This window comes from Amycolatopsis sp. CA-161197, assembly GCF_050942255.1.
In the GTDB taxonomy this organism is placed as follows: Bacteria; Actinomycetota; Actinomycetes; order Mycobacteriales; family Pseudonocardiaceae; genus Amycolatopsis.
Genome location: NZ_CP192059.1, coordinates 2,517,888 through 2,538,286, shown reverse-complemented (window position 1 = coordinate 2,538,286; position 20,399 = coordinate 2,517,888). Strand labels below are relative to the sequence as shown.

Below are 20,399 nucleotides of genomic sequence, written 5' to 3'. Positions count from 1 at the left end.
CCGCCGTCATGTCACGGCCCACCCCCGCGCAGGACGCGTGGAAGACGCCGGAGATCCGCCAGGCGGAATCGGCGCTCGACAGCACCGTGAGCAAGTCGCGGCAGCTGCTGAAGGACCTCGAGAAGATCCGCCTCAAGCCGTTGCCCAAGACCGACACGCCCGAACGCGTCGAGGCGCTCAAGACCGCCGCCTCGAAGCCCGACGCCCCGGCCGCCCTGCGCCTGGTCAAGCGCAAGGTCGACGCCGGCGAGCTGACGTGGAAGGACGTTGCCTCCGGCAAGGCCTTCGCCGACCCCGAGGTGCGCGCGCTGGCCGATGCCAAGCTCGGCGACGCCAAGGACATGTACGAGGAGATGCAGGAGGGCCTGTCGCCCGAGGAGGTGCTCGAAGCCCGCACGGGCTCGCGCGACTTCCTCGCCGACTCGAACCGCTCCACGTACCCGGCCGCCGCGGAGGAACCGAAGGGCTTCTCGACGGACGATCCGCTGGCGAGCAGCGCCTCACCGGCTCACCCGGCGCCGCCGCCGGGCCGCCACAGCGCTCCCCCGCCCGACGACGACTTCGCGAACCCGCTGGCCGATCGCAAGCCGCCGGCATCGCCCGCACCGCCTTCGCCGGAACCAGACCACGGCCGGCACGCCGCACCCCGGCACGAGGACCCGCGCCTGCGCTTCACCACCCCGGACGACGACGAGTTCACCAGCCCCCTCGCCGACCGCGGCACCCCGAAGCGCCAGGACCCGCCCTCCCCGCGCCGCCCCCGCGGCGAAGACCGCTCCGACGGCGACGACGACTACTTCGGCGGCTCCCCGCTCGGCTGACGCCCGGCTGACGGGTGGTGGTGCCGGTGCTCACCGCCACCACCACCCGCGAGCGCCGGGAACCCAAGCGCAGGCGCGAACGGTCTCGGACCATCCACCGCACCGAGCCCGCAACGCTCGATGCCGCCCCAGGCGACCGCGGCGCGCGGCCGGCTACGAGTGCCCAGACCACCAACGCACGAGGTCCCCGGCTCGAACCGCGAGCCGGGGACCTCGTGCGTGAAAAACCGGGTCAGGACTTCTCGGGTTTGTCCGAGTCCGAGCCGGACGAACCGGCGTCGACAGTGATCTCGTCGCGGGCTTCCACTGTCGGGCCGTCGTCAGGCGAGTCGGCCTCGGCCTTCGGCGAAGCAGGGGCCGAGTCCGAGGAAGACGAGTCCGATTCCGGCGATTCCGCCACCGCATCCCGTTCATCGCCCCGGCTTCGCAGGGTCTCGGGCAGCTCGCGAGGACCGCGTTTCTTGGCCACGATCATGTAGGCCACCGCGCCGATGAAGACCAGGATCGAGGTCCACACGTTGACGCGCAGGCCCAGGATGTGGTTCGCGTTGTCGGTGCGCATGAACTCGATCCAGCAGCGGCCGAGGGTGTAGCCGGCCACGTACAGGGCGAACGCGCGGCCGTGGCCGAGCTTGAAGCGGCGGTCGGCCCAGACCACGACGAGGGCGACGAGCAGGTTCCAGATCAGCTCGTACAGGAAGGTCGGGTGCACGGGGCTGTCGGGCAGCGGGACGTGGCCGGTGGCGATGCCGGTGAGCTCGTTGGGCAGCCCGGTCGTCGGGTCGATGCGCTGGTAGATCTCCAGGCCCCACGGCAGGTCGGTGTGCGCGCCGTAGAGCTCCTGGTTGAAGTAGTTGCCGATGCGGCCGATGGCCTGCGCCGTGACGATGCCGGGGGCGATCGCGTCGGCCAGCGCCGGGAGGGGGATGCCCTTGCGGCGGCAGGCGATCAGGGCGCCGACGCCACCGAGGGCGATGGCGCCCCAGATGCCGAGGCCGCCGTCCCAGATGGCGAACGCGTTCCACGGGTTCTTGCCGGCCGTGAAGTACAGCTCGGGGTCGGTGATCACGTGGTAGAGGCGACCGCCGACGAGGCCGAACGGCACCGCGAACACGGCGATGTCGATCACGGTCCCCTTGGTGCCCCCGCGCGCGGCCCACCTGCGCTCGCCCCACCAGATCGCCACGATGATGCCGGCGATGATGCACAGTGCGTAGGCGCGGATCGGGATGAACCCCAGGTGCCACACACCGCGGTCGGGGCTCGGGATCGTGGCCAGGAAGGCTGCCGAGGCGGAATACACGCGGTCACCGTAGCGCGTCAATGCTCCGGTGTGGTGAGGGAGCCGCCGAAGGGTTCGTGAAGGACCGGTCACGGTCCGGTCGCGACGGTGACTACTCGTAGCCGCCCGGCTGCAGAGCGGCGAGGTACCCGGCCATCAGTGCGCGCGCCACCTGGCCGACGGCGGCGTCCTCGGGCAGGAACACCTCGTCGTGCAGGCTGGGCGCGCCCGCGGTGTCGCCGAGGCCGACGAACAGCATCAGCCCGCGGGTGCCGGTGCCGCAGTAGTGGGCGAAGTCGTCGGCGCCGAAGGAGCGGAAGTCCACGTCGACGTCGGCACCGCCGTCGAGCAGCCACGTCTGGGCGCCCGCGGCGAGCGCCGGGTCGTTGACCAGCACGGGCTCGCACGGGCTGATCTGCAGGTCTGCGGTGCAGCCGTAGGCGCGGGCGGTGGCGTGCACGATCTCGGCCAGCACGTCCAGCGCGCGGTCGCGGTCGCTCGCGCGCATGAGCCGCAGCGAGCCGAGCGCGGTGGCGGTGTTGGGGACGACGTTGGCGGCCGTGCCGGCGTGGATGCGCCCGACCGTGCAGACGGCGCCGTGCACGGGGTCGATCCGGCGGCTCGCGAGCTGCTGCAGGCTGACCACGAGCTGGCTCAGCGCCAGCACCGGGTCGCGCACCAGGTGCGGGTATCCCGCGTGGCCGCCCTGGCCGTGGAGCACGATCTCGAACTCGTCGGTCGACGCGTTCACCGGCCCGGGGGCGGCGGAGACGACGTTGTGCGCGAGCCGCGGCTGCACGTGGGCGCCGATCACGGTGTCCACGCCGAGCTCCTCCAGCGCCCCCGACTCGACGATGTCCAGCGCACCCGAAGGCGATGTCTCCTCACGCGGCTGCAACACCGCGACCAGCCGTCGCGGCAGGTCCACGCGTTGCGCCGCCCGGCAGACGGCGACCAGTGCGGCCAGGTGCACGTCGTGGCCGCACGCGTGCATCAGGCCGGAGTCCGACGCCCAGGCTGCGCCCGTGCGCTCGACGATCGGCAACGCGTCCATCTCCGCCCGCAGCGCCACGGCGGGGCCGGCGTGCTCACCGGGCAGCTCGACCAGCCGTCCCGTCTTGGCAACGCGCAGACCTTCGCCGGCGCCCAGCGCGGCGGCCACCACGCGCGCGGTGTCCTCCTCGTCGCCGGACGCGCGCGGGTCGGCGTGCAGCCGGTGGCGCAGCTCGATCGCGTCCGGCAGCTCGTCGGCGAGGGCGGCGCGCCAGCGCGCGGCCAGGTCGGTCATCGGGGCTCCAGGCGGTAGATCCGGGTCGCGTTCTCGTGGCCGGCGAGGTGCACGAGCCGTTGGGCGTCCACTTCGGACAGTGCGTCGGCTTCGAGCGCCGGCTGCAGGAAGTCGGAAAGCCCTTGGCGGAACAGGGTTGTACCGAGGTGGTAGAGCTCCGCGAGGCCGAACGCGTCGGTGGAGAACAGCAGCTTGCCGAACGGCACGAGCTCCAGCGTCTCGGCCAGGATCGCGGGCGCGCGGAAGCCGGCGTTGTGCGTGATGAGGCCGGTGTCCACGAAGACGTGCTCGAAGACCTGCGCGAGGTAGGCGGCGTTGCGGTGGAACGGGTAGTTGTGCAGCAGCAGGATCGGCACGCCGGTCTCGCGCGTCGCACGCAGGAACTCGGTGAGCAGCAAGGGATCGCAGCGGTGCAGGTCGACGTCGGAGTCGCCGTAGCCCACGTGGAACTGCACGGGCAGCCCGAGGTCGATGCCCGCCCACACGAGGTGGCGGTGCAGCACCTCGTCGGCCAGGCGCAGCCCCAGCCCGGCCCCGACGCGCGCGAGCCACCGCCCGGCCGCGTCGACCACTTCGACGGCGTCGGGCCGCTCCCCCGACAGCGCCAGCCCCACCCGGTACGCCGCGATCGACTTCACCCCGACGGCGTCCTTCGTCCGTTTTTCCAGCTCCGCCCCGAAGTCGGCGGCGAACCGGCCCGCCGTGGTGCCGGCGCGCACCACGTCCTCGGCGACCTGTTCGAGCCGCACCACGTCGTGCGCGCGGGCGCCGGCGAGGCGGGCGAACTCGGCGGTGCCGGTGAGCTCGTCGGGCTGGAAACCGCCGTCGAGCAGGAAGTCGGTAGTCCCGGTGCCGCGCAGGAACCGCCGGTTGACCTCCTCGGCGCCCAGCTCGGCGCGCCGGGCGAGGTAGTCGTCCGGTTTTGCGTGCTTCGGCAGGTCGAGGACCGGCGCGCACCGCTCGCGCACGGCGAGCCCGATAAGCGAGTCGAACAGCGACGTCCCCAGCGGCGAGACGCTGTCGGCCTCGGTGAGCATCCGCTCGAAGCGCTCGCGTTCCAGCGTGCCCGTCACCACGCCGTGGCAGTGGTGGTCGACCAGCGGCGCCTCCGCGACGAAGTCCAGCATGTCCCCACCATAAGGGCGGACAGCGGAAAGCCCTCAGCGTTCTCGGGTCGCTGAGGGCTTTCCGCTGTTCAGTACCGGCTGGTCAACGCCCGAGCTGCGCGAGGAACGCCGACCATCCATCGCGGGTCGCCATGAGGTGACCGGCCTCCCGCTGCTTGGTGTCACGGATGCCGACGAGGTCCGGTGTGACCGCGACTTCCACGCAATCCGAGGTGTTCTGCGACCGGCTCGACTTCCGCCAGTTGGTGAAGGTTTGTTTCATGCCACCGTCTCCAAGTTGCCGAGGACATCCGCGATGAGTGCCCGGGTCTCCGCCGGGCTCATCGCGATGTCCTGGACTCTATCGATTGCCAGCTGATACGCCTCGACATCGACAGCTTCATGGAAGAACAGCGCGGATCGGCGGTTCTCGATCTGCACGACAGGCGTGCGGTCGGCGAACTCCAGTAAGACGAATGGGCCTTCGAGCGCGGGGTGCCAGCCCGCGGACTCGGGGATGGCTCGCAACGTCACGTTGGCCCAATGGCTGGCTTCTTCGAGTGAGCGCAGCTGGTCGGCCATGACCGCCGGCCCGCCGATGTTGCGACTCAGCGCGGTCTCGTCGAACAGCGCGAGCAGTTCCGCCGGGCGCTCGCGGCGCATGATCACATCGCGCCGGCCGATTCGCACAGCGACTCTGGTCTCGACCTCGCCCGCAGGAACTCCCCCGCCGCCGATAATGGCGCGCGCATAGCCGGAGGTCTGGAGCAGGCCGGGTACCAGCAGCGGTGAGACGTTCACGATCCGCGCCGCATCGCGCTCCAGTTCGAGCAGGGCCGCGAGCTGGCGCTTCTGCTCCGGGAGGCCGGAGGCGACCCAGTGGCGCCCATCGGTGTTGCGGGACAGCTCGATCAGTTCCTCGCGCAGCTCGTGGTCCGCGCCGAGTGCGCCGAGCACCGCGGCGACGTCGGTCGGGCGCGGGCTGCGCTCGCCCGACTCCCAGCGACCGACCGTGGTGTGCGCGACGCCCAGCCGGGCCGCCAGCGTGCGTGCGCTCAGCCCGGCGTCTTCGCGGGCCCTGCGGAGTTCGGCGCCGATGGCGCGCGCTCGGGGAGTGGTGCCAGCCATGCACCACAGCAAAGCACATCTTTTGGTGCCAGCAATTAACTCTATCGGTGCATTGTGCTAACTGGTGCCGCCGTTCATAGTTCTTCGGCTTTCGGCGGCACCGAATGGCACCAGGGCGGCACCGGCCGGAAAGACGGGAGAGGACATGCCAGTGGAACTCGCGGAGCAGGAGACAGCGCCGATCCGGCTGTCGGCTCTCGAGCAGCTCGTCACCGTGGCCGAGCGGCTCGACCAGATCCGCCGGGAGGAGGGCCTGAGCTTCCGCGAAGCCGGGCGGATGCTCGGTCTCCGGGCGGCGAACGTGCTCGTGGTGAAGACGCGGGCGGCGACGAGTACGACGGTGCCGTTGTTCGATGCGTACGCGCGCTACCTCGGTTGTTCCCTGCGGGTGCTGCTGGTCGAGGACGATCCGGGGCAGCGGCGTCCGCCGTGGCGGCAGCGGATGCCCCACGGCGACAACCCCGCCGACGAGCACGCGATGACCGAGCTGTGGCGCCTGCAGCGGCAGCTGCGCCGGCTGCGGCAGCGGGCGGGGTACACGTGCGACGAGGTCGCGGAGGCGTTGGGGATCGACGCGATCGCGTTGTGGCGCAAGGAGAACGCGCCGGTGTTCGTGGATCACGCGGTGGCGAACGTGATGATGTTGGCGCGCTTCTTCGGCTACACCGTGCGCCTGTACCTGGTCGGGCCGGAGGTGATGGACGTGGGCTGGTGGATCGGCGACGACGATTCCGTGGTCTACGACGGCAACCCCGAAACCGGCGACGACGAGCCGCACCTGCCGGGCGAATGAGCTCCCGGCCGCCGCGGCCGTACCCCGAGCGGGCACGGCGGCCGGGTTCCCGCTTCGCCGCGCTGCGGCGGAGGCCGGCGCCCCCGGTGGCTTCTCGGGCTCCGGGGGCGTCGTCGGGTGGTTACCCGTCCGAGGCGGCCACGCTCAGCTTCTCCCCCACCCGGCGGGCGAAGCCGGGTGCGGCGATGACCAAGAGGATGGCCAGCACGAGCACCGCGCCCGCCGTGACGGGGAACCAGCGGGCCGGGCCTTCGGTCGGGTAGGGGACGACGTTGACGTACACCGTGTAGCCCAGCAGCGCGAGCGCGCCGAGCGGGAAGATCAGGTGCCACCACGGGACGTGCATGCGCCGGCGCACGAAGAGCAGCAGGATGGCGCCGAGGGTGGTCAGCAGGTAGATCACCAGCAGGATCAGCGTGCCGATGGACCCGCTCCACGCGAAGGTGTCCGCCGCCGTCGCGCCGAAGAACACCGCACACACCACGATGATGAGGGCGGCCGCCGACGCCACCGCCGTGACGGCGACGACCGGCGTGCCCTTGGGGGACGTGCGGCCGATGCCGTGGCCGCCGAAGGCGTCGCGGCCCAGGGCGAAGAGCAGGCGCGAGCCGCCGACCACGCAGGCGAGGCAGCAGCCGAAGGCGGAGATCGCCGCGCCCACGCTGATGACGTCGCCGGCCCACGATCCGACGAACGTGCTGCCCAGATCGCCGAGCAGGGAGGGCGAGTCGTGGAAGGCCTGGGCGTCGGAGCGGAACGCCATCATCTCCACGGCCGTCACGATCACGAAGAACGCGCCGCCGAAGATGGCGGTGCCGAGGATGGCGCGCGGGATGTTGCGGCGTGGGTCGCGGGTCTCCTCGCCGAGCGTCGCGGCGGCTTCGAAGCCCGCGAAGGACAGGAAGCCGAACACGGCGCCGAGGAACACGCCGGACAGGCCGACGTCCGGGGTGAAGGTGAACACCGACATCGTGAAGTGGGCGTCGCCGGGTGCGTTGCCGGCGATCAGGCGGACCAGGATCACGGCGGTGACCAGGAGGATGACCGCGATCGTCGCGCCTTCCACGGCGAGCAGCGTCGACGTGCCGCGGCGCGCGGGCGCCACCGCGAGCAGCCAGCTGCCGACGAGCGCGACGCCCGTGAGCACGAACGGCCCCCACCACGGAGGGTTCGGCCAGATCCCCACCTGCGTGAGGAAGGCCGTACCGAGCGTGCCCGCGGCGGAGCTCGTGACCACGGCGTAGAAGGTGTACGTGCCGAGCAGGCCGATGCCCGACACCACCCCGGCGCGTGGGCCGAGCGTCGCGCCGACGAACGCGTAGACCGAGCCCGCGTGGTGGTAGTGCTGGCAGAGGCGGACGAAGCCGTAGGCGACCAGCAGCACGCCGGCGGCCGAGAGCAGGAAGGCCAGCGGCACGGCGCGCCCGGCCGCGGCCGCCGTCTGCTGGGGGTTGATGTTGGCGGCCATGCTCGGCGCCATCAGCGCCACGGACAGGCCCACGGCCTGCCACACCGAGAGAGTGCGCCGCAGCGCTGGACGGGTTTCGACGATGTCTGACACGATGCGCTCCTTCGTCCGGAGGCAGCAGGTGGTTCCACGGCCGGCGAGGACGACGGCGTGAAGTACACAGTGAACATCGCGGGGGCAGGATGAGCCAGCTCGATCGGGTTGAACTTTCCAGGCGAGGTGCCGAGGAAGCGGCGCGGCTGGGCCGTTCGGGGGTCGAGGTGGTGGCGGTGACCTTCGTCGACAACTCCGGGATCTCGCGCGTGAAGGCGGTTCCGGTGAACCGGCTCGCCGAGGTCGCGGCGTGGGGTGTGGGCGCGTCGAACTCGTTCGACTTCTTCTTGTGCACGGACACGATCACGTCGGGCGCGTACTCGCTCGGCCCCGTCGGCGACCTGCGGCTGCACCCGGACCTCGACGCGCTCACGGTGCTCGACGCGCAGCGGGGGTGGGCGTGGGCGCCGGCGCTGCGCTACGACCAGGAAGGCGAGCCACACCCGCAGGACTCACGCGCGCTCGCGGCGACGGCGGTGGCGAAGCTGGCCGAACGCGGGTTTTCGGCGCGGATGGCGTTCGAGCTCGAGTGGGTGGTCGCCGGGCCGAGCGGGGCGCCCGTGGCGGGGCCGGCGTACGGGTATTCGCGGCTGGCCGAGCAGTCGGCGTACGTGCGAGATCTGGTGTCCGCTTTGGACAGTCAGCAGGTCGGGGTCGAACAGGTGCACCCGGAGTACGCCGCGGGGCAGTTCGAGGTTTCCGTGTCGGCCGATGATCCGGTGCGCGCGGCGGACGTCGCGGTGCTGGCGCGCGAGACGATCCGCGCGGTGGGGATGAACCACGGGTTGAAGACGTCGTTCACGCCTAAGTTCGCGCCCGGCGGCGTGGGCAACGGCGGGCACGTGCACTGCAGCCTGTGGGCGGGCGGGCGCAATCTGTGCGCCGGCGGCGACGGGGTGTTCGGGCTGAGCGAGGTGGCCGAGTCGTTCGCCGCGGGGATTTTCGGGCGGTTGCCGGCGTTGCTGGCCGTCGGGGCGCCTTCCGTGGTGAGTTACCTGCGGCTCGAACCGCACCACTGGGCCGGCGTGTTCACCGCGTGGGGTCTGGAAAACCGGGAAGCGCCGCTGCGGCTGGTACGCGGCCCGGCGGGGAAACGGGACACGGCCGCGAATTTCGAAGTGAAGTGCTTTGATCTCACGGCCAATCCGTATCTGGTCGTCGCCGGGCTGCTGTTCGCGGGAATCGCGGGCCTCGATTCCGCGGCGCGGCTGCCGGAGCCGGTGGCGGTGGACCCGGGGACGTTGTCTCCTGGTGACGCTGCCGCCGCGGGTGTGGTTCGCCTCCCCCGCTCACTGGAGGAGGCCGTCGCCGCGTTCGTCGCCGACGACGCGCTGAAGTCGGCCTTCGGCGCGGAACTGGCGACGACGTTGATGGACGTGCGCCGCGGCGAGATCACCGAACTGGGCGGGCTTGACGCCGACTCGTTGTGCGCCGTGATGCGCTGGCTTCACTGAGCTGCGCGGCGACTTCGTCACGCAGCTGCGGGAGCTTCGCGTAGAGCTTGTCGCCCGGGCATTCGGTGTTGTAGTAGTCGCGGTGGCCCTTGATCTCCTCGACGGGGATGCCGTACTGCTCGCAGACGTACGCGACGAAGACGACCAGCGAATCCCACTGCGCCTGCGGCGGTTCGACCAAGGTGTAGGTGCCTTCGTTCTCGATGCCGATCGCATTGTCGTTCTGCCCGGGACAATGGGCGGCGCGCACGATCCGGTTGCCGCTGCGCAACGCGTCGAGGCTGCCGTGGCGGCCCTCCATGCGGTAGCCGCCGCGGGAGATCGTGAAGTGCTGGCCGGTGTCGGACCAGCCGTTGTTGTCGATGTGGTCGGCCTGATCGTCGCGCGCCACCTGGAACGCGTGGGCCAGCGAATAGTCCGTGCTGTTGGGGCACGCGATGTGGTGCACGAGGACGCGGTTGGCCGGGTGGTCGAGGGTGGTCAACGGATCCGCGGGTGGGCGGGCGCCCCACTCGGCGCAGCTGTAGATGCGGGGTTCGGCGGCGGCTCGGGCTTCGGCTTGGGCTCCCGGCAGGAGCAGCCCGGCGGCCGTCGCGGCGGTGAGACCGGCGGCGCCACGAAGGAACGAGCGCCGGGGAAGGTGAGTGAATTCCATGCTGTGGAGGGTCGGCGCGGGGCGTACATGATCTGTACAAATGGCCGAGTTCCTGCACAGCCTCCGCCGCTCGTCACTGTGACCCCGTGGCCACCAGCCTCGCCGTAATCGGCTCCAAAGCAGCGATCAACTCGTCGAGCTCCGCAGCAGACAGCGCCTCATACGGTGGAGCGGCAAGCTCATCCGTCACAGTCTCGATGCGTTGCTTGGTCTCGCGGCCGGCGTCGGTGAAGTGGCCGCCGGCGTCGACGAGGCCGCGGGAGCGCAGGCCCGCCATCACGGCGGCCAGCCGAGGCTCAGGGAGGTGGTGGACGCGCCCGAACGACTCGGGCGGGTGGATGCCCATGTCGATTGCGGAAAGTACGTGGGCTTCCGTGCCGTCGATGCCCGCGCTGAGGAGGGCGGCGATGTGGCCGTCTCCACGGTGTTCGCGGAGCATCGTTGCCGAGTGCCACAGGCGGGCGACGGGGTCGGTGGGCACCGGGAGGGTGCGCATCCCGGCGAACATCATCCGGCCGACGGTGGGGGCGAGCATGGCGGCCTGGGTGGTCAGGTCGGCGGCGCGCACCAGGCCCGGGGAGCCGGCCAGCTCGTCGCCGAGGATTCGGCGCAGCGAGGCGGCGCTGCCGCGTTGCCGGGCGGCGACGGAGGCCTCGGGCGGGATCGTCTCCCATGCGCTCGGGATGTGCCGCGCGACCTCGCCGTCGGCGAAGTTGTAGAAGGCCGCGTGCACGACCTCCGCCGGCACGCGCCCCAGCGGTGCGGCGCGGCTGGCGAAGTAGCCGTCCCAGTAGGTGCGGTGGCCGAGCGCCGCCAGCTCGTCGTTGCACTCGTCGGACAAGAACGTGACCAGGCAGATCGGCTCCAGGAGCTCGAACATGCGACGGGCGGTGCGGGTCATGGGCCGCATCCTGCCAGCGATCACGGCCCCGCGGAGCAGAACGCCGAAGTCAGGCCCGGGCCGGAGCCCGGCGCACGCCTTCCGCGAGCTCCTCGGCCAGCTTCCGCACGCCGTCGACACTGCCCTCGGCCGCGGCCGTGACCAAGGCGGACCCGACGATCACCGCGTCGGCGAAGCCGGCCACCTGGGCCGCCTGGTCGCCGGAGCGGACGCCGAGGCCGACGCCGATCGGGAGGTGCGTGTGGGCCCGCGTGCGGCGGACCAGGTCCTCCGCGTGCACGCCCACCGCGTCGCGGGCGCCCGTGACGCCCATGACCGCCGTGGCGTAGACGAAGCCGGACGACGCCGCGGTGGTCAGCGCCAGGCGCTCCTCCGACGACGACGGCGCCACCAGGAAGATCCGGTCCAGGCCGTGCGCGTCGGACGCGGCCGTCCACTCGGCGGCCTCGTCGGGGATCAGGTCCGGTGTGATCATGCCCAGCCCACCGGCCGACGCGAGGTCGCGCGCGAAGCGGTCCACGCCGTAGCGGTGCACGGGGTTCCAGTACGTCATGACCACGGCCTTGCCGCCGCGCGCCGACACCGACTCGACGACCTCGAAGAGCCGCTTGAGCTTGAACCCACCGGACAGCGCCGACTCCGCGGCGGCCTGGATCGTCGGCCCGTCCATCACCGGGTCGGAGTACGGGACGCCGATCTCGAGCAGGTCGGCGCCGCCGTCGATCGTGGCGGCCAGGAGGTCCTTCGAGCCGTCGACCGACGGGAAGCCGGCGGGCAGGTAGCCGACCAGCGCGGCCCGGCCTTCCGCCCGCGTCGCCGCGAAGACGTCGTCGAGCGCGCTCACTGGTCCTCCCCGTCCACGAGGCCGAACCACTTGGCCGCGGTGTCCATGTCCTTGTCGCCGCGCCCCGAGAGGTTCACCACGATGAGGCCGTCGGGCCCCAGCTCGCGGCCGAGCACCAGGGCGCCGGCCAGCGCGTGGGCCGACTCGATCGCCGGGATGATGCCCTCGGTGCGCGAGAGCAGCCGGAACGCGTCCATGGCCTCGGCGTCGGTGACCGGGCGGTACTCGGCGCGGCCCGAATCCTTGAGCCACGCGTGCTCCGGGCCGACGCCCGGGTAGTCGAGCCCGGCCGAGATGGAGTGCGACTCCACCGTCTGGCCGTCCTCGTCCTGCAGCAGGTACGACATCGCGCCGTGCAGGTTGCCCGGGCTGCCCTTGGTGAGCGTGGCGCCGTGGCGGTCGCCGTCGAGGCCCTCGCCGCCCGGCTCCAGGCCGACCAGCCGCACCGACGGGTCGTCGTAGAAGCCGGAGAAGATGCCGATGGCGTTGGACCCGCCGCCGACGCACGCGGCGACGACGTCGGGCAGCCGGCCGGCCTGCTCCAGGATCTGCTCGCGCGCTTCCTCGCCGATGACCTTGTGGAAGTTGCGCACCATCATCGGGAACGGGTACGGGCCCGCGGCGGTGCCGAACAGGTAGTGCGTGGTCTCGGAGTTGGTCACCCAGTCGCGCAGGGCCTCGTTGATCGCGTCCTTGAGCGTGCGGGAACCGGTCTTGACCGGCACGACCTCGGCGCCGAGCAGCTTCATGCGCGCGACGTTGAGCGCCTGGCGCTCGGTGTCGACCTCGCCCATGTAGACCAGGCATTCCAGGTCGAGCAGCGCGCACGCGGTGGCCGTGGCCACACCGTGCTGACCCGCGCCGGTCTCGGCGATCACGCGCTTCTTGCCCATGCGCTTGGTCAGCAGCGCCTGGCCGAGCACGTTGTTGATCTTGTGCGAACCGGTGTGGTTGAGGTCCTCGCGCTTGAGGAACACCCGCGCGCCCCCGGCGTGCTCGCCGAAGCGCTTGGCCTCGGTGAGCAGCGACGGGCGGCCCGCGTAGTCCTTGAGCAGGCGGCGCAGCTCACCGGTGAACTCCGGGTCGCGGCGCGCCTTGTCGTACTCGGCCGCGACCTCGTCGACGACGCCGATCAGCGCTTCCGGCATGAACCGGCCGCCGTACGGGCCGTAATAGCCGCGCTCGTCCGGGTCGTGCTTGCTGTGCTCTTCGGTCACCGCGACGGCCTCGGGCAGGCGGGGTGCGAACCGGCGGTGACGAGCTTCACCAGTGCGCCCTTCGGGTCGCCGGAGGCCACCAGGCCCTCGCCGACCAGCACGGCGTCGGCACCCTGGCCGGCGTAGGACATCAGGTCGCCGGGGCCGCGGACGCCGGACTCGGCGACCTTGAACACCTCGAACGGCAGCCCCGGGGCGAGGCGGGAGAACACGTCCCGGTCGACTTCCAGCGTGTGCAGGTTGCGGGCGTTGACGCCGATCACCTGGGCACCGGCCTCCAGGGCGCGGTCGGCCTCTTCGGCGTTGTGGATCTCCACGAGCGCGGTCATGCCGAGCGACTCGACGCGGTCGAGCAGCGCGGCCAGCGCGTTCTGCTCCAGCGCGGCGACGATCAGCAGCACCATGTCCGCGCCGTGCAGGCGCGCCTCGTGGACCTGGTACGGGCTGACGATGAAGTCCTTGCGCAGCACCGGAACGTCGACGGCCGCGCGCACGGCGTCGAGGTCGGCGAGCGAACCGCCGAAGCGGCGCTGCTCGGTGAGCACGCTGATCACGCGCGCGCCGCCGTCCTCGTAGTCCTTGGCCAGGGAAGCGGGGTCGGCGATCGGAGCGAGGTCGCCCTTGGAGGGGCTGCGCCGCTTCACCTCGGCGATCACGCCGATGCCCGACTCACGCAGGGCAGCCATCACGTCTCGGGGCGCCGGGGCCTTGGCCGCGCGGGCCTTCAGTTCGTCGAAGGGCAGGGCGGACTCGCGCACGGCGAGGTCCTCCCGCACACCGGCGACGATGTCTTCGAGCACGCTCACCGGGCGCACCCGCCCGTCGGCGAAATCATCGATCCTGTCGCAAGTTCGCTCACAAAAACCTTCCCCTTCCCGCCGAAACGATGCTAACCCCCGCTCGAAGACCGGCCCGTTCCGGGTGCACGCCTTGCTCCGAATGCGCTTCGGTATCCGGCGCTCACCTGCTCGCGGTGGGGTCCTCACCCTCGGAAAGCGCCTCCCACAGCTCGATGTCCGGATCACGCTTGGCGCGCTTGGCGCCCGGCGCCGCGTACCGGGTGCCGAGCCGCCGCGCGGTGCCCGCACCCTTGACCGCAACCAACCCCGCGACGACGAGGAGAATTCCGCCCAGCACGGCCAGCCCGCGGCCCAGCAGCAGCTCGGTGACGGGCAATCCCGGCGCCCAGCCGGTGAACTTGACGCCGTTCACGCCGGTCCAGACACCCGCGAGGCCCGCCAGCGCCAGCACGACGCCCAGGATTCGCCGCGCCCAGCCGCCGGTGGCGATCACGCCCGCAACACCGGCCAGCGCCAGCAACGCCAGCGGCACGAGCGCCGTGGCGCGCTGCTCGCCGTCTTCGGTGTAGAGCTGTGTGCCGAGCACGCCGCCGTCGCGGAACTCGGCGAACCACGCGAGCTTGGACGCGCCCCACAACGCGAGCGCGCCCAGCAACAGGCCGACGACGATCATCCACAGTGGACGGCGCGAGGGCTTGGCCTCGGTCTGTACCTGCTGCGGTCCGGCCGGTTCCGGTTCCTGCTGCTCAGACACCGGCGGAGTCCTCGGCCGGATCCAGCTCGCCCGCGGGGACCATGGTCTGGGCCGCCGCGACAGCCGAAAGCACCGTGCGCGCCTTGTTGAGCGACTCGGTGTCCTCGTAGTCGGCCACGGAGTCGGCGACCACGCCGCCGCCGGCCTGGACGTAGGCGACGCCGTCGCGCATCAGGGCGGTGCGGATGGCGATGGCCGTGTCGGCGTCACCCGCGAAGTCGAGGTAGCCGACGACGCCGCCGTACAGCGCGCGGCGCACGGGCTCGAGCTCCTCGATCAGCTGCATCGCGCGCACCTTGGGCGCGCCCGAGAGCGTGCCGGCCGGGAAGCACGCGGTGACGGCGTCGAAGGCCGTCTTGCCCTCGGCCAGCTCGCCGGTGACCGTGGACACGATGTGCATCACGTGGCTGTAGCGCTCGATCTGGAAGAAGTCGACCACGTGCACGCTGCCGGGGCGGCAGACCTTGCCCAGGTCGTTGCGGCCGAGGTCGACGAGCATGAGGTGCTCGGCGCGTTCCTTCTCGTCGGCCAGCAGGTCCTTGGCCAGCTGCGCGTCCTCGTCCGGATCGGCGCCACGCCAGCGCGTACCCGCGATGGGATGCGTGGTCGCCCGGCCGTCGCGCACGGTGACCAGCGACTCGGGGCTGGAGCCGACGATGTCGAAGCCCTCCAGCCGCAGCAGGTACATGTACGGGCTCGGGTTGGAGGTGCGCAGCACGCGGTAGACATCGAGCGCATCGGCGCCGGTCTCGATCTCGAACCGTTGCGAGGGCACGACCTGGAACGCTTCGCCGGCCTTGATCGCTTCCACGGCCTTGTCGACGGCGGCGTGGAAGTCCTCCTTCGTGCGACGGCGCTTGAACTCCGGCGCCGGCCGGTCGAACGTCGCGACGGTGGGCGGCGCGGGCACGCGCAGCTGCTCGGTCATCGCCGACAGGCGCTCCAGCGCGCTGTCGTAGGCCGCGTCCACGCGCTCGGGCGAGTCGTCCCAGTTGACGGCGTTGGCGATCAGCGTGACGGTGCCCTCGTGGTGGTCGAACGCCGCGAGGTCGGTGGCCAGGAGCATGGTCAGCTCGGGGATGTCGAGGTCGCGCTCGGCGAGCTCGGGCAGCTTCTCCAGCCAGCGCACGGCGTCGTAGCCGATGTAGCCCACCATGCCGCCGGTCAGCGGCGGCATGCCGGGCAACGGCTCGGTGTGCAGGGCCTCGACGGTCGCGCGCAGCACCTGCAGCGGGTCGCCTTCGGTGGGCAGGCCGACGGGCGGCGTGCCGGTCCACACGGCCTTGCCGTCCCGCACGGTCAGCGCGGCCGGGCTGCGCACGCCCACGAACGACCAGCGCGACCACGACTTGCCGTTCTCCGCCGACTCGAACAGGAACGTGCCGGGCCGGTCGGCGCCGAGCTTGCGGTAGATCCCGAGCGGGGTCTCCCCGTCGGCGAGGACCTTGCGCACCACGGGGATCACGCGGCGGCCTTCGGCGAGGGCGCGGAACTCGGCGCGCGAGGGGCTGACCGGGCCGGGCCCGGCGGATTTGCCGGCTGCTGAGCTGACCATGGGCCCCATTGTGCCGCGCGGGCCTCGGCGGACCTTGGGCGGCCCTTGAATTCAGCGCCTGTTGAATTCAAGGGGGCGACGAGTCATAGTGGACCCGTGAGCACCGAAGACACTACCTCCCGCAGGCGCGGCCGCCGCCCCGCCGGACAGGACACCCGGACGGCGCTGATCGAGGCCGCGCGCGCGGTGTTCGCGGAACACGGCTACGAACGCGCCACCGTGCGCGCGATCGCCGCGCGCGCCGGCGTCGACGCGGCCATGGTCAACCACTGGTTCGGCGGCAAGGAGGGCCTGTTCGCCCAGGCCGTGCTCGAGCTGCCGTTCTCCCCGCACGAACTGCTCGCGTCCCTGCGCGACGGCCCCGACGAACTGCTGGGCGAACGGATCGTCCGCGTCTTCGTCACCCGCTGGGACGGCGCCGGCGGCGACACGTTCCAGGCGCTCATCCGCAGCGTCGCGGGCCACGAGCTGGCCGCGACCGTGCTGCGGGAGTTCTTCTCGCGGTTCTTCGCCGAGGTGATCGGCGACATCGGCTCCGACCAGCTCGGGCTGCGGACGACACTGTGCGCCTCGCAGGTCGTGGGGCTCGGCATGGTCCGCTACATCGCCCGCTTCGAGCCGATCGCGACGGCCGAGGTCGAAACGCTCGTGACGGCGATCGCGCCGAACCTGCAGCGGTATCTGACCGGGGATCTCGGGCTTTAGGTTTCGGACTCAGGTCCAGCGCGTGGACACCGCCTCCACCGCGACCGAGCCCGTGCCGGGGACGAGCAGCAGCATGTGTGCGTCTTCGCCCGCGAGGAAGCCGGTGCGCCGTCCGGTGCCGAAGCGCGCGTACTCGCGGGACAGGCCGCGGACCGGGCGCAGCCGCAGGCGCGTGCGGTCGCCGAAGGCGGCGAGGACGACGCCCGGCTCGCCGAAGTCGAACCGGGCCGCCCGCCACCCAGTCTGCCGGGCCGCGCGACGGCGGCGCCACGCGGCCGCGCCGAACCCGACCCCCGTCAGGACGCCGGCCATCCCGGCGGCGATCAGCAGGCTCGCGAAAGTGGCCATGAGGCCGTCGATCCGCGAGCCGGCCACCTCCCGCGCGGCGGCGGGCGCGCCCTCGTCGTAGGTCACGTCGATCCGGTCGCCGACGCCGCGGACCTCGCCGTCCCGTTGCGGCATGAGGGTGGTGTACTCGCCGCCCGGGCCCTCGTAGCGCGCCTGGAAGTACTTGTCGCCGGCCCAGACCACCAGCGCGGAAGCGGTGAACGCGGCCGGATTGCCGCGCGCCGCCCACGCCGCGGTGTCGAGCGCCTGGACACCGCCCACCACCAACCCGACGGACACGATCACGCCGACGATCCCCTCCACCGCCCGGCGCGTGAGCCGGGCGACGGCGGCCTCGCCATCGCCCGGCGCCGCGTCGGATCCCGGAGGAAGCCACGGCTGCAGGTCGCCGGGCGTTCCGCGGACGACCGGGAACCTGGGCTCGCGGCGGCGTTTCTTGCCGACCGGACGGTTCACGGGCCGGTTCACCGGCCGGCGATCCGGCGCGAGCCGCGCGGGACGTGCAGCGGGATCGCGTACGGGCGGGTCGAGAAGTCCGGCAGCACGAGGGCGAAGCTGCGGCCCTCACCGGAGATCCACGCGTCGACCGGGCCGGCACGCAGGAACGAGTAGCGCCCGCGCACGGCCGCGACGGTGCGGGCGATCAGCTGCGCCCCGCCGGGGAAGCCGAGGCGCAGCACCTGGTAGCCGCCGGAGGAGTCGACCACCGTCGCCGTCACCGGCTGCCACCCCTCGCGCCGGGCGATCTTGCGCCGGCGGGCCCAGACCACCGCGTACGCCACCGTCATCGGGAAGGCGAACACCGCGACGAGCAGGGGCACGACGAAGACTCCCGTCCAGCCCTCGGAGAGGTTCTGCTCGTCGGCCGTCCGCACGTCGTGCGGGTCGGCCGGGTCGTAGAACACCCGCACGGTGTCGCCTTCGGCGTACGTACGGGCGGAGTCACGGGTGACGACGGCCTCGTCGAGGACGTCGCCGACCTCGTAGTCGACCGTGATGGTGGGCGTGCCGTTCCCGCGGTGGGGGTTGTCCACTGCGGTCACCGTCCCGGTCACTTCCGTGCCGTGGGTCAGCAGCCAGTCGGCGTCCGTCGTGAGCAGAGCGACCCCGGCGAAGGCGGCGGGTATCACGAGGAACCACACCACCGCGGCCAGGAGCGCGCGCCGGAAACGGTGGCGCAGCACCAGATCCCACTCTCCGGCGGCGGCCGGCTGGGGTCGGGTCCGGTCTCGGTGGGTTCGCTCGGCTCCGCCGGTGGCGTGTGGCGGACGGGTCTCGTCGCGGTGGCGTTTGGCTCGCGGACGTCTCGCGGGTCGGTCATCCCCCAGATCCATCAGCAGAGATTACGACCGGGAAATCGCGCTCCACCAGCGAAAAAGCTGCGATCCAAAACACCGGACGGGAAGGCAACCGGCAGTGCCGGTCGAGCGTGTTGCCGATTGGCGTCCCCCTGGGATCGCGAAGCGCTACTTTCCGGCGCGTGCCTTCAAGGCGACGACCCGCGGCCGGCCGCGGCGGGAACCTTGGGGCAGCACGAGAACGAACCGACGGCCCACCCCCGCGATCCGCGCGCCGGCCCGGCGGTTCCGCTCGGCAGGGGGCACGCGCGTCAGCGAGGTCGGGCGGGCGACGAGCCGACGGCCGCCGAGGGCGAAGCGAACCTCCTGCGCGCTGTCGTCGGAGTCGGAGGCCTGGACGTGGACCGGCCGCCAACCCGTGTCGCGAGCGAGCCTGCGGCGACGCGCCCAGCCCACCGCGAGGGTGATCAACCACGGCAGGAGGATCACGACGAAGATCAGCGGGATCGAGAAGACGGCCATCCAGCCGTCGCCGACGTTCTGTTCGTCTTCGGTGCGCACGTGGGTCGGATCGTCGGGGTCGTAGAAGACCGAGACCGGTTCGCCCATCTCGTAGTCGCGATCGGAGTCGCGGTTGATCTCGGCCTGTTCGGGGACTCCGCCGGCGGTGTAGGAGACCGTGACCGTGGGAGTCCCGTCGCCGCCCTGAGGGTTGGTGACCCGCACGACCTTGCCGGTGACCTCGTCGCCGTGGTCGAGAAGCCAGTCCGCGCGGTTCTCCTGCCACCCGATGCCCAGCGCCGACGCCGGCACCACCAGCGCGCACAGCACGGCCCAGCCGACGGCCCGCCGGAACTGCCGGCGCAACGCGCGGTCCTCGGACACGGCGTTCACAGCCGGCTCGCCGACGGTTTTGTTGGTCTTCCCCAGTGCCACCGGCAAAGCGTACGACGGCGCGGGGTTCAGACGAGCTTCCACTTCGAGGCGGACGTCAGGCGAAGCGGGACCGCGTACGGCTCGCCGCGAGGGCCGACGGACAGGACCACGACGAGGGTGCGGCCGGAGCCGGAGACCCAGGCCGTTCGCCCGGCGCGGCGGAGGAACGCGTACCGGCCGGGCAGGACGGAGGTGGTCTTCGCCTCGATGGTGACGCCGCCGGGGAGGGCGAGCTCCAGCGTGTGGAACACCTCCGGCGCGGTGGTACTCAGCCGCGGAGGCAGGACGATCGCCGTGGCGGGGAACCAGGGCGAACCCCGGCGGCGGGCCCAGCCCACGACGTAGGCGATCTCGATGGGGATGGCGACCAGGCTCACGAGAACGGCGAGGAGGGACGGCAACGTCAGCCAGGGGCTGAGGCTCACGTCGTCGGGCAGGCGCGCGGCGTGCGGGTCGGCGGGGTCGTAGAACACCGGCACGGTCTCCCCGGTGACGTACCGGTGGTCGGAGAGGTGGTCGATCACCGCCCGCAAGCTCACGCCGGCGACCGCGTAGTCGACGGTCACGGCCACGTCGCTCACGTCCGCCACCTTGCCGTCCGTGCGGGCGCCGTGGGTCAGGAGCGTTTCGGCCACGACACCCGCCACCAGGAAACCGCCGACCCCGGCGAGCAGCACGACCAGCCACGCCACGGCAGCCCGCACGGAACGCCGGAAGCGGCGGTGCACCGCGGCGACCCACTTCCGCTGCTGTTCCGCGAGCCGCTTGTCCTGCCGGCGCGCGCGGGCGTTCCGAGGCCGCACCGGCCCGCTCACCGGCGTCGCCCGGCCCGGCGGAGGCGGACCACGGCGTTGTCCCGGTCTGCCGGAAGAGGCTGGTCGTTTGCACCGCCGACGCTTTCGCGTCCGCCGGTCCTCCCCAGGTCCATCGGGAGAGGGTACGGCCAGGAAATC

21 protein-coding genes are annotated in these 20,399 nt (G+C 72.0%); 4 read left to right on the top strand and 17 right to left on the bottom strand.

The window, feature by feature from the left end; all coding sequences use genetic code 11:
* The first annotated feature begins 8 nt into the window (after nt 1-8).
* Complete coding sequence (locus tag ACQPXB_RS12240; RefSeq protein ID WP_432851560.1) at nt 9-821, top strand: hypothetical protein; 813 nt, start codon at nt 9-11, stop codon at nt 819-821.
* A 232-nt stretch (nt 822-1,053) separates the two neighbouring features.
* On the opposite strand, the gene lgt is transcribed toward ACQPXB_RS12240, so the two are convergent.
* The 5 genes from lgt to ACQPXB_RS12215 form a co-directional block, all read right to left on the bottom strand.
* Nucleotides 1,054-2,070: a prolipoprotein diacylglyceryl transferase gene (gene lgt / locus ACQPXB_RS12235; protein ID WP_432856584.1), complete on the bottom strand. Its 1,017-nt coding sequence runs from the start codon at nt 2,068-2,070 to the stop codon at nt 1,054-1,056.
* A 145-nt stretch (nt 2,071-2,215) separates the two neighbouring features.
* On the bottom strand, nt 2,216-3,391 hold the full coding sequence (locus ACQPXB_RS12230) for a M20 metallopeptidase family protein (protein ID WP_366583715.1): 1,176 nt from the start codon (nt 3,389-3,391) through the stop codon (nt 2,216-2,218).
* A complete protein-coding gene (locus tag ACQPXB_RS12225; RefSeq protein ID WP_432851558.1) occupies nt 3,388-4,518 on the bottom strand; it encodes an amidohydrolase family protein in 1,131 nt (376 codons plus the stop codon). The genes ACQPXB_RS12230 and ACQPXB_RS12225 overlap by 4 nt, the downstream gene beginning before the upstream one ends.
* An 82-nt stretch (nt 4,519-4,600) precedes the next feature.
* On the bottom strand, nt 4,601-4,780 hold the full coding sequence (locus ACQPXB_RS12220; protein WP_432851556.1) for a DUF397 domain-containing protein: 180 nt from the start codon (nt 4,778-4,780) through the stop codon (nt 4,601-4,603).
* Entirely contained in the window at nt 4,777-5,625 is an 849-nt protein-coding gene (locus ACQPXB_RS12215; RefSeq protein ID WP_432851554.1) for a helix-turn-helix domain-containing protein, read from the bottom strand. Before ACQPXB_RS12215 ends, ACQPXB_RS12220 begins: the two co-directional genes overlap by 4 nt.
* Nucleotides 5,626-5,770: 145 nt before the next feature.
* On the opposite strand from ACQPXB_RS12215, the gene ACQPXB_RS12210 reads away from it, so the two are divergent.
* Entirely contained in the window at nt 5,771-6,418 is a 648-nt protein-coding gene (locus ACQPXB_RS12210; RefSeq protein WP_432851552.1) for a helix-turn-helix domain-containing protein, read from the top strand.
* A gap of 121 nt (nt 6,419-6,539) precedes the next feature.
* Here ACQPXB_RS12210 and ACQPXB_RS12205 read toward each other — a convergent pair whose 3' ends face one another.
* The gene (locus ACQPXB_RS12205) at nt 6,540-7,979 is read right to left on the bottom strand and encodes an APC family permease (protein WP_386955998.1); all 1,440 of its coding nucleotides are present in this window, start codon (nt 7,977-7,979) and stop codon (nt 6,540-6,542) included.
* Between the two features lie 89 nt (nt 7,980-8,068).
* Between ACQPXB_RS12205 and ACQPXB_RS12200 the strand changes: the two genes are divergently transcribed.
* Nucleotides 8,069-9,433 carry a glutamine synthetase family protein gene (locus ACQPXB_RS12200; protein WP_366583710.1) on the top strand — a complete coding sequence of 455 codons (1,365 nt, stop codon included), beginning with the start codon at nt 8,069-8,071 and terminating at the stop codon, nt 9,431-9,433.
* Here ACQPXB_RS12200 and ACQPXB_RS12195 read toward each other — a convergent pair.
* The 7 genes from ACQPXB_RS12195 to ACQPXB_RS12165 form a co-directional block, all read right to left on the bottom strand.
* Nucleotides 9,372-10,088, bottom strand: a complete 717-nt coding sequence (locus ACQPXB_RS12195; protein ID WP_432851549.1) for a peptidoglycan recognition protein family protein — start codon at nt 10,086-10,088, stop codon at nt 9,372-9,374. The genes ACQPXB_RS12200 and ACQPXB_RS12195 overlap by 62 nt on opposite strands.
* Nucleotides 10,089-10,161: 73 nt before the next feature.
* Nucleotides 10,162-10,989: an SCO6745 family protein gene (locus ACQPXB_RS12190; protein WP_432851547.1), complete on the bottom strand. Its 828-nt coding sequence runs from the start codon at nt 10,987-10,989 to the stop codon at nt 10,162-10,164.
* A 49-nt stretch (nt 10,990-11,038) separates the two neighbouring features.
* Complete coding sequence (gene trpA, locus ACQPXB_RS12185; protein ID WP_386955994.1) at nt 11,039-11,833, bottom strand: tryptophan synthase subunit alpha; 795 nt, start codon at nt 11,831-11,833, stop codon at nt 11,039-11,041.
* On the bottom strand, nt 11,830-13,050 hold the full coding sequence (gene trpB / locus ACQPXB_RS12180) for a tryptophan synthase subunit beta (RefSeq protein ID WP_432851545.1): 1,221 nt from the start codon (nt 13,048-13,050) through the stop codon (nt 11,830-11,832). Before trpB ends, trpA begins: the two co-directional genes overlap by 4 nt.
* Nucleotides 13,047-13,856 (bottom strand): indole-3-glycerol phosphate synthase TrpC, encoded by an 810-nt coding sequence (trpC, locus tag ACQPXB_RS12175; protein WP_386955992.1) that lies wholly within the window; start codon nt 13,854-13,856, stop codon nt 13,047-13,049. Before trpC ends, trpB begins: the two co-directional genes overlap by 4 nt.
* A gap of 154 nt (nt 13,857-14,010) precedes the next feature.
* On the bottom strand, nt 14,011-14,523 hold the full coding sequence (locus ACQPXB_RS12170; protein WP_432856581.1) for a Trp biosynthesis-associated membrane protein: 513 nt from the start codon (nt 14,521-14,523) through the stop codon (nt 14,011-14,013).
* A gap of 73 nt (nt 14,524-14,596) precedes the next feature.
* A complete protein-coding gene (locus ACQPXB_RS12165) occupies nt 14,597-16,159 on the bottom strand; it encodes an anthranilate synthase component I (protein ID WP_386955991.1) in 1,563 nt (520 codons plus the stop codon).
* A gap of 96 nt (nt 16,160-16,255) precedes the next feature.
* Between ACQPXB_RS12165 and ACQPXB_RS12160 the strand changes: the two genes are divergently transcribed.
* On the top strand, nt 16,256-16,864 hold the full coding sequence (locus tag ACQPXB_RS12160) for a TetR/AcrR family transcriptional regulator (RefSeq protein ID WP_366583703.1): 609 nt from the start codon (nt 16,256-16,258) through the stop codon (nt 16,862-16,864).
* A 9-nt stretch (nt 16,865-16,873) separates the two neighbouring features.
* On the opposite strand, the gene ACQPXB_RS12155 is transcribed toward ACQPXB_RS12160, so the two are convergent.
* The 4 genes from ACQPXB_RS12155 to ACQPXB_RS12140 form a co-directional block, all read right to left on the bottom strand.
* Entirely contained in the window at nt 16,874-17,668 is a 795-nt protein-coding gene (locus tag ACQPXB_RS12155) for a hypothetical protein (RefSeq protein ID WP_432851542.1), read from the bottom strand.
* A gap of 8 nt (nt 17,669-17,676) precedes the next feature.
* The gene (locus ACQPXB_RS12150; RefSeq protein ID WP_432851541.1) at nt 17,677-18,396 is read right to left on the bottom strand and encodes a DUF3592 domain-containing protein; all 720 of its coding nucleotides are present in this window, start codon (nt 18,394-18,396) and stop codon (nt 17,677-17,679) included.
* A 282-nt stretch (nt 18,397-18,678) separates the two neighbouring features.
* Nucleotides 18,679-19,446, bottom strand: coding sequence for a DUF3592 domain-containing protein (locus ACQPXB_RS12145; RefSeq protein ID WP_432851539.1), 768 nt, complete (start codon nt 19,444-19,446; stop codon nt 18,679-18,681).
* Between the two features lie 26 nt (nt 19,447-19,472).
* The gene (locus ACQPXB_RS12140) at nt 19,473-20,249 is read right to left on the bottom strand and encodes a hypothetical protein (protein ID WP_432851537.1); all 777 of its coding nucleotides are present in this window, start codon (nt 20,247-20,249) and stop codon (nt 19,473-19,475) included.
* Nucleotides 20,250-20,399 lie beyond the last annotated feature (150 nt).

What these genes read in the sequence shown, in the direction of transcription:
- ACQPXB_RS12240 (WP_432851560.1), top strand. Translation starts at nt 9, where the DNA reads ATGTCACGGCCCACCCCCGCGCAGGACGCGTGGAAGACGCCGGAGATC.
- ACQPXB_RS12210 (WP_432851552.1), top strand. Translation starts at nt 5,771, where the DNA reads ATGCCAGTGGAACTCGCGGAGCAGGAGACAGCGCCGATCCGGCTGTCG.
- ACQPXB_RS12170 (WP_432856581.1), bottom strand. Translation starts at nt 14,523, where the DNA reads ATGATCGTCGTCGGCCTGTTGCTGGGCGCGCTCGCGTTGTGGGGCGCG.
- ACQPXB_RS12220 (WP_432851556.1), bottom strand. Translation starts at nt 4,780, where the DNA reads ATGAAACAAACCTTCACCAACTGGCGGAAGTCGAGCCGGTCGCAGAAC.
- ACQPXB_RS12230 (WP_366583715.1), bottom strand. Translation starts at nt 3,391, where the DNA reads ATGACCGACCTGGCCGCGCGCTGGCGCGCCGCCCTCGCCGACGAGCTG.
- ACQPXB_RS12200 (WP_366583710.1), top strand. Translation starts at nt 8,069, where the DNA reads ATGAGCCAGCTCGATCGGGTTGAACTTTCCAGGCGAGGTGCCGAGGAA.
- ACQPXB_RS12215 (WP_432851554.1), bottom strand. Translation starts at nt 5,625, where the DNA reads ATGGCTGGCACCACTCCCCGAGCGCGCGCCATCGGCGCCGAACTCCGC.
- ACQPXB_RS12195 (WP_432851549.1), bottom strand. Translation starts at nt 10,088, where the DNA reads ATGGAATTCACTCACCTTCCCCGGCGCTCGTTCCTTCGTGGCGCCGCC.
- ACQPXB_RS12190 (WP_432851547.1), bottom strand. Translation starts at nt 10,989, where the DNA reads ATGACCCGCACCGCCCGTCGCATGTTCGAGCTCCTGGAGCCGATCTGC.
- ACQPXB_RS12165 (WP_386955991.1), bottom strand. Translation starts at nt 16,159, where the DNA reads ATGGTCAGCTCAGCAGCCGGCAAATCCGCCGGGCCCGGCCCGGTCAGC.
- ACQPXB_RS12225 (WP_432851558.1), bottom strand. Translation starts at nt 4,518, where the DNA reads ATGCTGGACTTCGTCGCGGAGGCGCCGCTGGTCGACCACCACTGCCAC.